Origin of the sequence: Bacillus sp. JH7, from assembly GCF_001563515.1 — a bacterium.
GTDB lineage: Bacteria > Bacillota > Bacilli > Bacillales > Bacillaceae_G > Bacillus_A > Bacillus_A cereus.
This window is the reverse complement of the sequence record NZ_LPUS01000011.1, coordinates 575,142-589,208: the sequence shown is the minus strand read 5'-3', so window position 1 is coordinate 589,208 and position 14,067 is coordinate 575,142. Positions and strand designations below refer to the sequence as shown.

The window sequence follows — 14,067 nt, the reverse complement described above, 5'->3', positions numbered from 1 at the left end:
AGAGAGGAGAAACACGTATGCATCCATTTGTAAAAGCATTACAAGAGCATTTTACAGCTCATCAAAATCTTGAAAAAGCAGAACCTATGGCTCGTTATATGAAAAATCACTTCCCATTTCTAGGTATTCAAACACCGGAAAGACGCCAATTATTAAAAGACATCATTCAAATACATACTCTCCCAGATAAAAGAGACTTCCAAATTATCGTACGTGAACTTTGGGACTTACCAGAACGTGAATTCCAAGCGGCTGCACTTGATATTATGCAAAAATATAAAAAGCATATAAACGAAACACATATCCCCTTCTTAGAAGAATTGATTGTAACAAAATCTTGGTGGGACACTGTCGATAGCATCGTACCTACATTTTTAGGTAATATCTTTTTACAACATCCAGAATTGATTTCTGCCTATATCCCAAAATGGATTGCATCAGATAACATTTGGTTACAACGTGCCACTATTTTATTCCAACTCAAATATAAACAAAAGATGGATGAAGAACTTCTTTTCTGGATTATTGGACAACTACATTCTTCAAAAGAATTTTTCATTCAAAAAGCAATTGGCTGGGTCCTTCGTGAATATGCAAAAACAAATCAGGATGTAGTTTGGGAATACGTGCAAAACAATGAGCTCGCTCCATTAAGTAAGCGCGAAGCAATTAAGCATATTAAACAAAATTACCGAATAAATAACGAAAAAATAGGCGAGACTCTATCATAGATAGACGCGTTCCTCTATTGAGATTTAAAAAAGAACGTGTTAGAATATGTTCATTATTATTAATATAAGTAGCGATGACGGACTTATAAGTACTTGCATAAAAAGCGATTCAGGGATAGTGAAAGCCTGAAGCCGCAAGGAAACGGCAGTCCTGAGCAATACATGATAAAGTGGATGCACCTTTTGTGTATCAACTAGGGTGGAACCGCGGGCAAACGCTCGTCCCTAGGCAAATAAGCCTTGGGATGAGCGTTTTTTTATGTTCTTTTTAACATATACTGCCCGTTTCCAAAGTATCAGAGTATGTCATCGCCAATACGTTAACTTTCAAAAGGAGGATTTTCTTATGTATTCAATGGAACAAGTTGTAAACTTAGCGAAACATCGCGGTTTTGTTTTCCCTGGTTCTGAAATTTACGGTGGTCTTGCAAACACTTGGGATTACGGTCCACTTGGAATCGAATTAAAAAATAATGTTAAAAAAGCTTGGTGGAAAAAATTCATTCAAGAATCTCCACACAACGTTGGTTTAGACGCAGCTATTTTAATGAACCCTAAAACTTGGATCGCTTCTGGTCACGTTGGTAACTTCAACGATCCAATGATCGACTGTAAAAAATGTAAAGCTCGTCACCGTGCTGACAAATTAATTGAGGATGCTTTAGATGCAAAAGGCATCGAAATGGTTGTTGACGGTCTTACTTTCGACCAAATGGCTGACTTAATGAAAGAACATGAAGTAAAATGTCCTGATTGCGGTAGTGAAGAATTTACTGAAATCCGTCAGTTCAACTTAATGTTCAAAACATTCCAAGGTGTTACAGAGTCTAGCACAAACGAAATCTTCCTTCGTCCTGAAACAGCACAAGGTATTTTCGTAAACTTCAAAAACGTTCAACGCTCTATGCGTAAAAAGCTTCCATTTGGTATCGGCCAAATCGGTAAGAGTTTCCGTAACGAAATCACACCTGGTAACTTCACATTCCGTACACGTGAATTTGAACAAATGGAACTTGAATTCTTCTGTAAGCCTGGTGAAGATTTAGAGTGGTTCGCATTCTGGCGTGAAACTTGTAAAAACTGGTTACTTTCACTTGGTATGTCTGAAGAGAGCATGCGTCTTCGTGACCACGGTGAAGAAGAGTTATCTCACTACAGTAATGCAACAACTGACATTGAATTCAAATTCCCATTCGGTTGGGGCGAACTTTGGGGCGTTGCATCTCGTACAGACTTCGACTTAAAACGTCACATGGAACACTCAAACGAAGACTTTAACTATATCGATCCACAAACGAATGAGCGTTACGTACCATACTGCATCGAGCCATCTTTAGGCGCAGACCGCGTAACATTAGCATTCTTATGTGATGCATATGAAGAAGAGCAATTAGAAAACGATTCTCGTACAGTTCTTCGTTTCCACCCTGCTTTAGCACCATACAAAGCAGCTATCTTACCATTATCTAAAAAGCTATCTGAAGGTGCTACTGAAGTATTCGCAGAATTAGCTAAAGACTTCATGGTAGACTTTGATGAAACTGGTTCTATCGGTAAACGTTACCGTCGTCAAGACGAAATCGGTACACCATTCTGTATCACATACGACTTCGACTCAGTTGAAGACAAAGCTGTTACAGTACGTGACCGTGACACAATGGAACAAGTTCGTATGCCAATTAGCGAACTAAAAGGTTTCTTAGAGAAGAAAATCCAGTTCTAATTATAAGAAAAAGAGGCTGCTCATAAGAGCGCCTCTTTTTTATTTTTCACGTTTTTCTTTAATTGCTACTGTACATCTTGATATACATAGTAAATCATCATTTTCATCAATAATGCGAACATCCCAAACCATTGTCGATTGTCCTCTATGTATTGGTGTTCCGATCGCTGTTACAATTCCATCTTTCTTTGAGCGAATGTGGTTCGCATTAATTTCTAATCCGAAACAAATACATTTTTCTTGATCAATTAAATTATATGAACCAACACTTGCCACTGTTTCTGCTAATGCAACCGATGCACCACCATGTAAAAATCCAAATGGCTGATGCGTACGCTCATCAACAGGCATCGTAGCAACCACCTTATCTTCTGTCATCTCTAACAACTCAATTCCAAGTGAATCCATTAAAGTTTTTGCCATATCGCTTCCCCCTTCTCTTACTTTAATTAAATGTATAATTTTACCTATTTATTTTCAAACTACTTATAACACTTATATAAGGAGGCTTCACCTAAATGAAACAGAAATTTTGTATATTACTGCTTATGTTCTCCTTGCTGACTATTGTACCAAATTGTGCAATAACAGCCAAAGCATCTAACCTGACAATCGATGTTAAGACTGTAACGCAAAAAGGTAAGAAACCTTATATAGAATATCAAATAAACAGGCCTTCTTTTCACGAATTTTCTGACTCTAAATTTCAAAATAAACTCAATTTATACTACAAAAAATCCACTGACAAATTTAAAACCAAATTAGAAAAAGAAGCAAAAAAATATTATAAAGAGACAGAAGGATCTAGTACACCATTTCATCCGTACGTAGCAAATGTTGATTATAAAGTCTCTTTAAACAAACCACCTTTTCTTAGCCTATATGTGAATTACTATCAATATACTGGCGGAGCACACGGTCTTTATACGTGGAAGGCAAATACATTCGATTTAAACGAAAAAAAGGTACTGCACTTAGACGATTTATTTGAACAAAAGGATAAATATAAAGATGTAATCCGTGCGGAGATTGTACGACAAATTAAACAAAATGAAAGCATTTATTTTCCTGATGCAACTGAAAAAGTAATGAGTATGAAAAAATTCCACTTCTTTTTAGAGCCAGACAATCTCGTCATTTATTTCCCTTTATATGAGATTGCTCCCTATTCAAGTGGAATTCCGCAATTTCGTATTCCATATACGTTGCTAAGAGACTATTTAAAGCCTTCTTATCAAAATATTTTGATTGACAACAAGTAAATATTTTCGCTACGATAATGTTAACCTAAAAACAACAGGAGGTTAACATTATGAGAAGATTTCATGTTTTAGATTTAGCATTAGCTGCCATGTTCGTTGCTCTTATGGCAATCGGTGCAAATATTGTATCTTGGGCACCATTCCTTCAAGTAGCAGGCATCCCATTATCTATGCAACCATTTTTCGCAATTTTAGCAGGTCTTCTTCTTGGAAGTAGACTTGGTGCCTTATCCATGACTGTATATATGCTCGTTGGCGTAGCCGGCGCACCAATCTTCGCTAACTTCAAAGCTGGATTTGGAGCACTTTTAGATCCTACTGGTGGTTTTATTATCGCATTTATTATCGTTGCTTACGTATCCGGAAAACTAGTAGAACAAAAAGAAAGACCAACATTCATTACATTTGCAATTGCCTCTTTCACAGGAATTATTTTAACTTATATAATCGGTACTACTTACATGTACGGGGCAGTCAATCTCTTTATGGGCGGTAATATGAGCTATAAAGCTGCTTGGATGATTATGATGTGGTTTGCAGTAAAAGATATTGCATTTACAATTATCGGTGCTATTATCGCACCTCGCATATATTATGCTGTGCGTCGTTCTGCTTATCAGCATTCTCATTCGACGATTTCATAATAAAAAAATGAGTTATTTCAGTATACTGAAATAACTCATTTTTTATTATGACTCTTGATTCGCTTGTTCTTCTAAAATTTTCTTCATCATCGCAACCATGTCATCACGTAATTCTGGGTGTTGCAGAGCCATTTCGATTGTCGTTTGAACGAATCCTAGCTTTTCACCTACGTCGTAGCGCTTTCCTTCGAAATCGTAGGCAAATACACGTTGGATTTCATTTAAGCTTTGGATTGCATCTGTTAACTGAATTTCACCACCAGCACCGACATGTTGCTGTTCTAAGAACATAAAGATTTCAGGCGTTAAAATGTAGCGCCCCATAATCGCTAAGTTTGAAGGAGCTGTACCTTGTGCTGGTTTCTCAACGAAATTGCGAACTTGGTAACGACGACCTTCTTGTTCTAATGGATCGATAATTCCGTAGCGGTGTGTTTCATTTTCTGGAACAGTTTGTACACCAATAACAGAAGAAAGTGTTTTTTCATACTCATCCATTAATTGACGTAAACACGGTTTCTCAGCTTGGACAATATCATCACCTAGTAACACTGCAAATGGCTCATCACCAATGAATTTACGTGCACACCAAACAGCATGTCCTAGTCCCTTCGGCTCTTTTTGACGGATGTAATGAATATCTACCATTTTTGAAGAAGCTTGTACTTTTTCAAGCAACTCATATTTTTTCTTCTCTAATAAGTTTTGTTCTAGTTCAAATGCGTTATCAAAATGATCTTCGATAGAGCGCTTTGTTTTACCAGTAACAATAATAATATCTTCAATTCCCGATTTCACTGCTTCTTCTACAATGTATTGAATCGTTGGTTTATCTACTATCGGTAACATTTCTTTCGGCATTGCTTTCGTTGCTGGTAAAAAACGTGTTCCTAATCCAGCTGCTGGGATTATCGCTTTTCTTACTTTTTTCATCACAAAATACCCTCTCTCCTGTCGGAATCAATAGCAAGCATTTCCTACATAAAACAAAAGGGAGATTTCGCTCCCTTTTGTTCCTTACTACTTAAAATTACTTTGTATTATAAACGATTCATAATGTCTTCTTTAATAGTAAGTAACTTTTGTTCACTATTTTGTAAAGAACTATCTTTTACACCAAAGTAAAACTTAATCTTCGGCTCAGTTCCAGATGGGCGTAGGCAGAACCATGAACCATCCTCTAATTGATATTTTAACACATTTGATTTCGGTAAGTGAATCTCTTCTTTATGTCCATCTTGTAAAGATGTAACAACGCTCGCTTTATAGTCTTCAACTGCTACGACTGTTAAGCCCGCCACTTCTTTCGGAGGATTCTCACGGAACGTTGCCATCATCTCTTGGATTTTTTCCGCTCCATCTTTTCCTTTTAACGTTAACGATACAAGGTCTTCACGGAAGAAGCCGTACTTCTCAAATACTTCTAATAGACCGTCATATAACGTTTTCCCTTGTGATTTGTAGTATGCAGCTACTTCACATGCAAATAGAACAGATTGTACTGCATCTTTATCACGGCAGAATGGGCGGATTAAATAACCATAGCTTTCCTCATAACCGAATTGGAATTCATATTGTCCGCTTTCTTCATACTGTCTAATTTTCTCACCGATAAATTTAAATCCAGTTAGCGTATCAACTGTATCTAAACCGTATGCTTTTGCAATTGTACGACCAATTTCAGACGTTACGATTGTTTTTAATACGACACCGTTCTCTGGAAGCGTTCCGTTTTCTTTCTTTTGAGATAGTAAGTAATCAAGCATTAATGCACCTGTTTGGTTTCCTGTTAATACTTGGAACTCACCATTATGATTACGCACTGCTACACCAAGGCGGTCTGCGTCAGGATCAGTTGCGATTAATACATCTGCGCCTACCTTTTCACCGTCACGAATTGCATACTCAAACGCTGCGTGCTCTTCTGGGTTCGGTGATTTTACTGTAGAGAAGTTTGGATCTGGTAACTCTTGCTCTTTTACAACTGTTACATCTGTAAATCCAACTTCTTTTAAACCACGGCGTACAGAAATATTTGATGTTCCGTGTAATGGTGTAAAGACGATTTTTAAGTCTTTACCAACCTTTTGTACCATTTCTTTATTAATGATGACATTGTTCAATTCTGCAGCATATGCATCATCTACTTCTTGTCCAATAATATGTAATAAACCGTCAGCTTTTAATTGCTCTACATCAGCGACTTCAACTGTTAATTCATCTTCTACTGCATTTACGTAGCTAATTAACTCATCTGCCTCTTTTGGAGGTAACTGTCCACCATCTTCACCGTATACTTTGTATCCGTTATATTCAGGCGGATTATGGCTTGCCGTAAGAACGATTCCACTTACTGTATGTAAATGACGAACTGCGAAAGAAAGTACTGGCGTTGGACGTAAGCTTTCAAACACATATGTTGTGATACCACGTGCACCAAGTGTAGCAGCAACTTCCATTGCAAACTCAGGTGATTTATGACGAGAATCATAGGCTACAACAACACCGCGTTTTTTCGCTTCCTCACCTAACTTTTCGATAAAGCTTGCTAATCCTTTTGTTGCTTTACGAACTGTATATACATTTAAACGGTTCGTACCAGCACCAAGTTCACCACGCATACCACCTGTGCCAAACTCTAGATTTTTATAAAAACTATCCTCGATTTTCTTCTCATCTTGCTTCATATTTTCTAGCTGTTCTTTTAATTCTGCATCTAATTGTGCGTAAGAAAGCCAGCGACTAAATTCTTGTTTCCAATTCATTCTTCTCTCTCCTCTCGCTCGTCATACCTTTATTATATGAAAAAAACATGCTGTATCTCAATATTTTATAAAATCTAACAGGATTTTACTAGGAATATTTGTATACACTATTGTTAAATACTCCACTAAAGGGAATGAGGATTATGCACGAATGGGGCTTGTCAGAAGAGCTCAAAATACAAACAAAGCAAATGATTGAAATTGCTGAAAAAGAACTATCGATTATGAGGAACGCAATCGATAAAGAAGACGAATGTATTTTATGCAAAATGGAAGATATTCATCATATGTTAGCAAATGTACAAACATTGGCAGCTACATACTATATTCAGGCATATTTATCACCTTATACGGAAAGTTCATCTTTTATTACGACAGCTATCCAACATTTAAGCGCCAGAAAACATGGTGCTCTTATCGTCGTGGAACGAAACGAGACGCTTGAAGCTCTCATTCAAACTGGAACGACATTAAACGCTCATTTAACTGCCCCATTACTCGAATCAATATTTTATCCAGGTAACCCTCTTCATGACGGTGCCGTTCTCGTAAAAAATAATCATATTGTCTCAGCTGCTAATATTCTTCCTTTAACGAAAAGTACAGAAGTTGATCCTGAGCTAGGAACACGTCACAGAGCTGCAATTGGCTTATCAGAAAAGAGTGATGCACTTATATTAGTTGTCTCTGAAGAAACGGGCCGTACTTCTTTTGCTTTAAATGGGGTTTTGTATACGATTTCTTTATAAAGTGAAACTTTAATCAGCCCTCACCAATCGAGCGTTTACCGGCAATCCGACCTAACTGCTTTCCTTTCGCTGAATTTTGAGTTATGGGTCTTACTACCCGGCAAATAGTGGGATAAACAAACCTATAAAAAAGAAGACTGTTCCAAAATATCGGAACAGTCTTCACTTATACTCTTATTCTTCTCCAAAACGCTCCACAAGTGTTGCAAGTGTACGTACCATTGCGCCAGTTGCTCCAGCTGGACCTAAGTCGTGCGCACCTTTTGTTTCTGATGTTCCAGCGATATCTAAGTGTACCCATGGTGTATCTTCAGCGAATTCGCCTAGGAATGTACCTGCCATAACCGCATGTCCTTCACGGCCTGGTGAGTTATTTAAATCAGCAAACTTACTGTTTCTCACACGTTCTTTATCACGATCAAAAATCGGTAGTTGCCAAATTGGCTCATCTGTTTCCATAGAAGCCTCTAGCACTTGCTCAAATAACTCTTCATTATTTGTCATTGCGCCTGTCGTATAGTTTCCAAGTGCAACAATTACACCGCCTGTTAATGTTGCAACATCAACAAGGTAGTTTGCACCAAGTTTTTTCGCATACGTAATACCGTCAGCTAAAGCTAGACGACCTTCTGCATCCGTATTTAATACTTCAATTGTTTTTCCGCTCATAGATGTGATTACATCGTCTGGCTTAAATGCCGTACCACTTACAACGTTATCAGTTGAAGGAATAACAGCGATCACATTTTGTTCTGGGCGAAGTTCACCGATAATTTCCATCGCACCTAATACAGCAGCTGCACCGCCCATATCACCTTTCATACCAACCATGCCTTCACGTGGTTTTAAAGAATAACCACCTGTATCGTATGTAATACCTTTTCCAACGAACCCAATGACATCTCTCCACTCTTCTTTTCCTTTATAAATAAGAGCGATCATTTTTGGTGGCTCTACACTACCTTGGTTTACTGCAAGTAACGCACCCATACCAAGGTCTTCCATCTCTTCTTTCTCAAGAACTTTATAGTCCATATCATACTTCTCCGCTAATTCAACAGCATACTCAGCAAGCTTTGTCGCTGTTAATACGTTTGGCGGCATATTTACAAGTGTACGAGCTGAATTTGTTGCACGTCCATGTACGTAGCCAACTGTTAATGCTGCTTCAATTTCTTGTGCATCTTCCGCTGTAATAGCCGTGAACTTCTCTAACTCTACACGATCCTTTTTATCTGATTTATACGTTTGTAACTCATATGTACCAAGGCCTTGTACCTCTGCCGCAATATGAGCGACATCAATCGCGTCTAATTTCTCTGTTACGAAAGAATCAAGTAAGATTGCTGCATCTTGTACTTTTGCTGCTTGCAGTGTTTTAAACGCCTTACCAAGAGCCGCACGTAACGTTTCTGTCGTGTAAGATTCTTTCTTTCCTAAACCAACAAAGTAATAACGTTTCACATTTGTTTTCCCTAAGCTATATACTTTCGAAATGGCCTTTTTCTTCGTAGATAATTCTTTCTCTTCTAGTAAAACTTGTAATTGCCCTTCAAACGCTTTGTCCAGTTCTTGTACAAAACTACTCATTTTCTCTTCTTCAAATAAAGCAACAATTACCGCTTCATGACCTGCTAATTCTTTTTGTACTTGAAACATGTTCAGACCCCCTAAATTTCTCTACCACCATTATAACTTTATTTTCGATAAAATGCGATAATTCTAACTACAGTTATATGGCGTGTAAAATCGCAGATCCAAAATCTCCTCTATCATGAAATAAGCCAAGAAAAAAAGTCTAGCGTAATTACGACTAGACTATCTTTGTTTTAAATATTGACCACGAAACACTTGCATCGTTTCGTCTTGATTTAACATCGTTAACTCTTCTTCTGTAAACTTACCATTTCCTACTTTTACTACGTACACATTTACTTTTTTCTTACCCCATTGGCTATAAACATCTTTCACCGTATCATAATATAGATCAAGACGGTTTCCTTTTATTGCACCGCCCTTATCAGCTACTACACCATACCCGTAACCTGGCACGAAGAGAATCGTTCCAATCGGGAATACGCGTAAGTCCGCAGCAATTGTGGAATATAAATCCCTTTTCACTTTGACACCTGAATATGTAATACCATACTCTGGATGCCCTGGCCTCTTACCAGTTGACTCAATCCCCGATGTATAACCTGTTGCAGTCATTTCAATTGAACGATATTTAGACCAGTCGTTTGCCTGCTCTAAAGCATTTATCACTTCTTTACTCGGAGCAACATTTCTCTTAACTTCTGCTGCATGTACTTCTTTTGCACTCATTCCTTCATATATCTTTACAATCTCTAATAAAGAAACTCCTGTGAAAGCATTCCATGTTACGCATAATGCAATTGCAAGTAAACAAGTCATCATAATGCGAATACAATATCGTTTTAACATTTTTATATTCCACACTCCTTCATCGTTAATCATTCCCTATACGATGAAGGAATATGCAAAAAAAATAATCTCCAACTTAATTGGAGATTAAAACATTTGATATCCGCTTTTCCGAAGTTTCTTGATTACGACTCCTGCTAAAGCAGCCCCTACTAATCCAGTAGATAGAATAAATACGTCTGCTTGTCCTAAGTGCGATACACTTGTCCCAAATGAAGAAAATGTTTCTTTCGGTTTTGAAAAATAATCCCACATACTCGCTTTATTAATAATAAGCATACAAACAATCGGATACACAATAACCATTACCCAAGTAGCTCGCAAAATCATGTTGAGTAAAAATCCAATTCCAAAGAACAAAATAAAGAATAACATCATTGAAATAAGTAGTACCGGTATACTCACTCTTTTCCCCTCTCCTTCGCACGTGCCGTAAATACGTGATAAGCTGTATAACCAAATGGTTCACCTGGATTTAATGTTTTGTCCACTTCAAGATGTAGTTCTGATCTTCCTTCTAACAAATATTTAATAAGCACAGACGTATTCGGATCGTCTACAATCTTATCCGGATGTAAGAACGCCACTTCAGACAATTCTTTCTCCTGTACAATAATATTTTCTCCTTCAGGTTCCAAAAGGAAAATAATCATATTATCACTAATCTCATTACGAATAACACCCGATCGAACACCAATAATCCCCTTCACATGAGCGACAATGCCTGTCTCTTCTAACACTTCGCGTTTCACAGCTTCATCAACCGTCTCACCTTCATTTACAAAACCAGCCGGTAAAGACCATTTCCCTTTTAATCCACTGTATTTCTTCTTAACAAATAGCCACCTACCATCTTTTGTAGCTACTAAACCACTAACAGCTAGCCATACCTTCCCTCGTTTCTCCATGATGTAATAACCTCCTCCATCAGAACGGACAGAATATTCTTTCTTTTTTATATATTATACTATATTTTTAATATGAAAAAAGCAGAAACAGCTCTTAGCCGTTTCTGCTTTTTCTACTATATATTAAAAGAACTTTAATTTACCTTTTTTAAGAACTAATAAAGGTCCACCTAATAAGAATAGGTAACGGTTATCGATTACTTTCTTCATGAAGGAAGCTTTCCAACCTGTTAACTTTTTACCCATAACAACGCCCATTGCATCGTCATGACCTAAAGAACATACAGATCCTTTATTATCGAATGCGAATTTCTTCATTTCGCCCTTGCCACGAACTAATACAGTTAAGTTGTGTGCAATATTGTAACCTTGTTGAATTGCAATTTGTGCTGTTGGTGGGTAAGGACGGTTAATTTCTTCATTAATGATTAACGCTGCGTCACCAACCATGAATACATCTTCGTATCCTGGAGCGTGCATGTACTCATCAACTTTTACACGTCCGCGCATTGCTTCAAAGCCAGACTCTTCCACAATACCATTACCACGAACACCTGCAGCCCAAACTACTGTTTCAGACTTAATTAATTCAGTGTCATCGCCATTCGCAACGATAATACCTTCTTCAGTTGCTTCTTTAATTGCTGTACCGATGCGGAATTCTACACCTTTTTTCTCAAGTTGTTTTACAGCGTATTCTACTAACGCTGGATCGAAACCTGGAAGTGCTGTTGGAGCAGCTTCTACACAGATGATACGTGCTTTTTCACGTGGTACATTATACTCTTTGCAAAGTTCAGGAACACGGTTTGCAAGCTCACCTACGTACTCGATACCAGTAAATCCAGCACCACCAACAACGATTGTTACTAACTCATCGCGTTGTTCAGTTGCATATTTAGAGAAACTAGCTTCCATATGCTCACGAATTTCACGAGTTGCATTAATGTTAGCGATTGAGAATGCATGCTCTTTTAATCCTGTAATTCCGAATGTTTCTGATTCGAAACCAAGACCAATTACTAAGTAATCATACTCTAACTCGCCATCTTTTAAGATAATGCGTTTTTCAGCAGCTTTAATTTCTACTACTGTGTCTTGTACAAAGTTCACTTTATTTGTATCAATAACGTCTTGAATATCTAGACAGATTTTTTCATCTTGTAATGTACCAGCTGCGCTCTCATGTAACCAAGTCGCTTGGTAGTGATAGCTGTTGTTGTTTACTAGCGTAATTTCAGCTTCATTTACAGATAATGCTTTTTGCAGACGAACAGTCGTAATCATCCCGCCATAACCTGCACCTAAAACTACGATTTTTGGAGTCTTCACCAAATCACAACCCTTTTCTTTATATAATAGTAATGAAAAATAATACCAAGTACTAAAAACTCTATTTGTCAAGAATGTGGAATTTATCACATTCTATATCATAACAAAACGCAGTCAAAAAATCGTACGAATTTTGTCATAGAAATTTAACATAATACTTCCCTATATTAGTCGGTTTTATTCCAGAATTCAAGCGTCTGGAGAATTATCAATATTTTAAAATAACATAGCGTTTTCAAGGGTTTTTTAGCCTTTTTTTCATGTATTTTCCTTTCTGTATATTTTATACAATAAAAAAGAACCTATGCGAAAACTTACACACAATTCAGTCGTTTTCAGAAGTATTATGAACTCAAATATGCTATCATTTATTTGAAAGTGTCATCATTTGCAGGATTTTCGTGTACATATGAACAATATATGAAATCAATATCAAAATTCCATCTATAGGGGGAATGAAAGTGGCAGAAAATCAAAAAGTTTACGACATAACAATTATTGGTGGTGGTCCAACGGGACTGTTCACAGCATTTTATGGCGGTATGAGACAAGCAAGTGTAAAAATCATTGAAAGCTTACCTCAACTTGGCGGACAATTATCCGCACTCTACCCTGAAAAATACATTTATGATGTGGCTGGATTTCCAAAAGTACGCGCACAAGAATTAGTTGATAACTTAAAAGAGCAAATGAAGAAATTTGACCCAACTGTTTGTTTAGAAGAAGCTGTCGATACGCTTGAGAAACAAGCTGACGGTATATTTAAACTTGTTACGAATAAGCAAACTCACTATTCTAAATCAGTTATCATTACTGCTGGCAATGGTGCTTTCCAACCACGCCGCTTAGAATTAGAAGGTACAGCGAAATACGAAAAGAAAAACTTACATTATTTCGTTGATGATATGAATAAATTTGCTGGTAAGCGCGTCGTAGTATTTGGCGGTGGCGACTCAGCAGTAGACTGGACAATGATGTTAGAACCGATTGCTGAAAAAGTTACAATCGTTCATCGTCGTGATAAATTCCGTGCGCATGAACATAGCGTAGAAAGCTTAATGAATTCTCGTGCAGAAGTAAGTACACCATACGTTCCAGTAGAACTCATTGGTGATGACAAGATTGAACAAGTCGTTCTTCAACATGTAAAAACGGAGGAAAAAATTATCATCGATGTTGATGACGTAATCGTAAACTACGGCTTCGTTTCTTCTCTTGGCCCAATTAAAAACTGGGGCTTAGATATACAAAAAAACAGCATCCTTGTAAATTCAAAAATGGAAACAAATATTCCTGGCATTTACGCTGCTGGTGACATTTGTACATATGAAGGAAAAGTAAAACTTATCGCTTGTGGATTTGGCGAAGCACCGACAGCAGTAAATAATGCAAAAGCTTACTTCGATCCAAATGCAAAACTTCAACCGATGCATAGCTCAAGTATGTTTTAATATGCAAAAATAAAGCTCCTTCCATACGTGGAAGGAGCTTTCCTTTTATATAACATA

At 37.3% G+C, this 14,067-nt stretch carries 14 protein-coding genes; 6 read left to right on the top strand and 8 right to left on the bottom strand.

Going from position 1 to position 14,067, the window contains the following annotated elements:
• The first annotated feature begins 17 nt into the window (after nucleotides 1-17).
• Both AU379_RS20270 and AU379_RS20265 read left to right on the top strand, forming a co-directional pair.
• Nucleotides 18-731 (top strand): DNA alkylation repair protein, encoded by a 714-nt coding sequence (locus AU379_RS20270; RefSeq protein ID WP_000553304.1) that lies wholly within the window; start codon nucleotides 18-20, stop codon nucleotides 729-731.
• A 346-nt stretch (nucleotides 732-1,077) separates the two neighbouring features.
• Nucleotides 1,078-2,454, top strand: coding sequence for a glycine--tRNA ligase (locus tag AU379_RS20265; RefSeq protein WP_000287147.1), 1,377 nt, complete (start codon nucleotides 1,078-1,080; stop codon nucleotides 2,452-2,454).
• 39 nt (nucleotides 2,455-2,493) lie between these two features.
• Here AU379_RS20265 and AU379_RS20260 read toward each other — a convergent pair whose 3' ends face one another.
• The gene (locus AU379_RS20260; RefSeq protein WP_001140612.1) at nucleotides 2,494-2,877 is read right to left on the bottom strand and encodes a hotdog fold thioesterase; all 384 of its coding nucleotides are present in this window, start codon (nucleotides 2,875-2,877) and stop codon (nucleotides 2,494-2,496) included.
• 95 nt (nucleotides 2,878-2,972) lie between these two features.
• Between AU379_RS20260 and AU379_RS20255 the strand changes: the two genes are divergently transcribed.
• A complete protein-coding gene (locus AU379_RS20255) occupies nucleotides 2,973-3,716 on the top strand; it encodes a DUF3298 and DUF4163 domain-containing protein (RefSeq protein WP_000810318.1) in 744 nt (247 codons plus the stop codon).
• 50 nt (nucleotides 3,717-3,766) lie between these two features.
• Nucleotides 3,767-4,360, top strand: a complete 594-nt coding sequence (locus AU379_RS20250; protein ID WP_001252163.1) for a biotin transporter BioY — start codon at nucleotides 3,767-3,769, stop codon at nucleotides 4,358-4,360.
• Nucleotides 4,361-4,405: 45 nt separating this feature from the next.
• Here the strand turns inward: AU379_RS20250 and galU are convergent, their stop codons facing one another.
• A complete protein-coding gene (galU, locus tag AU379_RS20245; protein WP_030029053.1) occupies nucleotides 4,406-5,293 on the bottom strand; it encodes a UTP--glucose-1-phosphate uridylyltransferase GalU in 888 nt (295 codons plus the stop codon).
• A 107-nt stretch (nucleotides 5,294-5,400) separates the two neighbouring features.
• Nucleotides 5,401-7,125 carry a phospho-sugar mutase gene (locus tag AU379_RS20240; RefSeq protein ID WP_030029055.1) on the bottom strand — a complete coding sequence of 575 codons (1,725 nt, stop codon included), beginning with the start codon at nucleotides 7,123-7,125 and terminating at the stop codon, nucleotides 5,401-5,403.
• Between the two features lie 143 nt (nucleotides 7,126-7,268).
• Here AU379_RS20240 and cdaS point away from each other — a divergent pair, with 143 nt between their 5' ends.
• Entirely contained in the window at nucleotides 7,269-7,874 is a 606-nt protein-coding gene (cdaS, locus tag AU379_RS20235; RefSeq protein ID WP_000545253.1) for a sporulation-specific diadenylate cyclase CdaS, read from the top strand.
• A 174-nt stretch (nucleotides 7,875-8,048) separates the two neighbouring features.
• On the opposite strand, the gene pepA is transcribed toward cdaS, so the two are convergent.
• The 5 genes from pepA to AU379_RS20210 form a co-directional block, all read right to left on the bottom strand.
• Complete coding sequence (gene pepA / locus AU379_RS20230; protein WP_000487957.1) at nucleotides 8,049-9,533, bottom strand: cytosol aminopeptidase; 1,485 nt, start codon at nucleotides 9,531-9,533, stop codon at nucleotides 8,049-8,051.
• Between the two features lie 159 nt (nucleotides 9,534-9,692).
• Nucleotides 9,693-10,319: a 3D domain-containing protein gene (locus AU379_RS20225; RefSeq protein ID WP_000920098.1), complete on the bottom strand. Its 627-nt coding sequence runs from the start codon at nucleotides 10,317-10,319 to the stop codon at nucleotides 9,693-9,695.
• 87 nt (nucleotides 10,320-10,406) lie between these two features.
• On the bottom strand, nucleotides 10,407-10,724 hold the full coding sequence (locus AU379_RS20220) for a YuiB family protein (RefSeq protein ID WP_000027016.1): 318 nt from the start codon (nucleotides 10,722-10,724) through the stop codon (nucleotides 10,407-10,409).
• Complete coding sequence (locus AU379_RS20215) at nucleotides 10,721-11,227, bottom strand: NUDIX hydrolase (protein WP_000415321.1); 507 nt, start codon at nucleotides 11,225-11,227, stop codon at nucleotides 10,721-10,723. Before AU379_RS20215 ends, AU379_RS20220 begins: the two co-directional genes overlap by 4 nt.
• 123 nt (nucleotides 11,228-11,350) lie before the next feature.
• On the bottom strand, nucleotides 11,351-12,559 hold the full coding sequence (locus AU379_RS20210) for an NAD(P)/FAD-dependent oxidoreductase (protein WP_000856612.1): 1,209 nt from the start codon (nucleotides 12,557-12,559) through the stop codon (nucleotides 11,351-11,353).
• Nucleotides 12,560-13,020: 461 nt separating this feature from the next.
• Here AU379_RS20210 and AU379_RS20205 point away from each other — a divergent pair, with 461 nt between their 5' ends.
• Nucleotides 13,021-14,010, top strand: coding sequence for an NAD(P)/FAD-dependent oxidoreductase (locus tag AU379_RS20205; RefSeq protein ID WP_000829788.1), 990 nt, complete (start codon nucleotides 13,021-13,023; stop codon nucleotides 14,008-14,010).
• Nucleotides 14,011-14,067: the final 57 nt, after the last annotated feature.

Coding starts and splice junctions, on each gene's coding strand:
- galU (WP_030029053.1), bottom strand. CDS start 5,293: ATGAAAAAAGTAAGAAAAGCGATAATCCCAGCAGCTGGATTAGGAACA.
- cdaS (WP_000545253.1), top strand. CDS start 7,269: ATGCACGAATGGGGCTTGTCAGAAGAGCTCAAAATACAAACAAAGCAA.
- AU379_RS20265 (WP_000287147.1), top strand. CDS start 1,078: ATGTATTCAATGGAACAAGTTGTAAACTTAGCGAAACATCGCGGTTTT.
- AU379_RS20215 (WP_000415321.1), bottom strand. CDS start 11,227: ATGGAGAAACGAGGGAAGGTATGGCTAGCTGTTAGTGGTTTAGTAGCT.
- AU379_RS20270 (WP_000553304.1), top strand. CDS start 18: ATGCATCCATTTGTAAAAGCATTACAAGAGCATTTTACAGCTCATCAA.
- AU379_RS20225 (WP_000920098.1), bottom strand. CDS start 10,319: ATGTTAAAACGATATTGTATTCGCATTATGATGACTTGTTTACTTGCA.
- pepA (WP_000487957.1), bottom strand. CDS start 9,533: ATGTTTCAAGTACAAAAAGAATTAGCAGGTCATGAAGCGGTAATTGTT.
- AU379_RS20240 (WP_030029055.1), bottom strand. CDS start 7,125: ATGAATTGGAAACAAGAATTTAGTCGCTGGCTTTCTTACGCACAATTA.
- AU379_RS20260 (WP_001140612.1), bottom strand. CDS start 2,877: ATGGCAAAAACTTTAATGGATTCACTTGGAATTGAGTTGTTAGAGATG.
- AU379_RS20250 (WP_001252163.1), top strand. CDS start 3,767: ATGAGAAGATTTCATGTTTTAGATTTAGCATTAGCTGCCATGTTCGTT.
- AU379_RS20255 (WP_000810318.1), top strand. CDS start 2,973: ATGAAACAGAAATTTTGTATATTACTGCTTATGTTCTCCTTGCTGACT.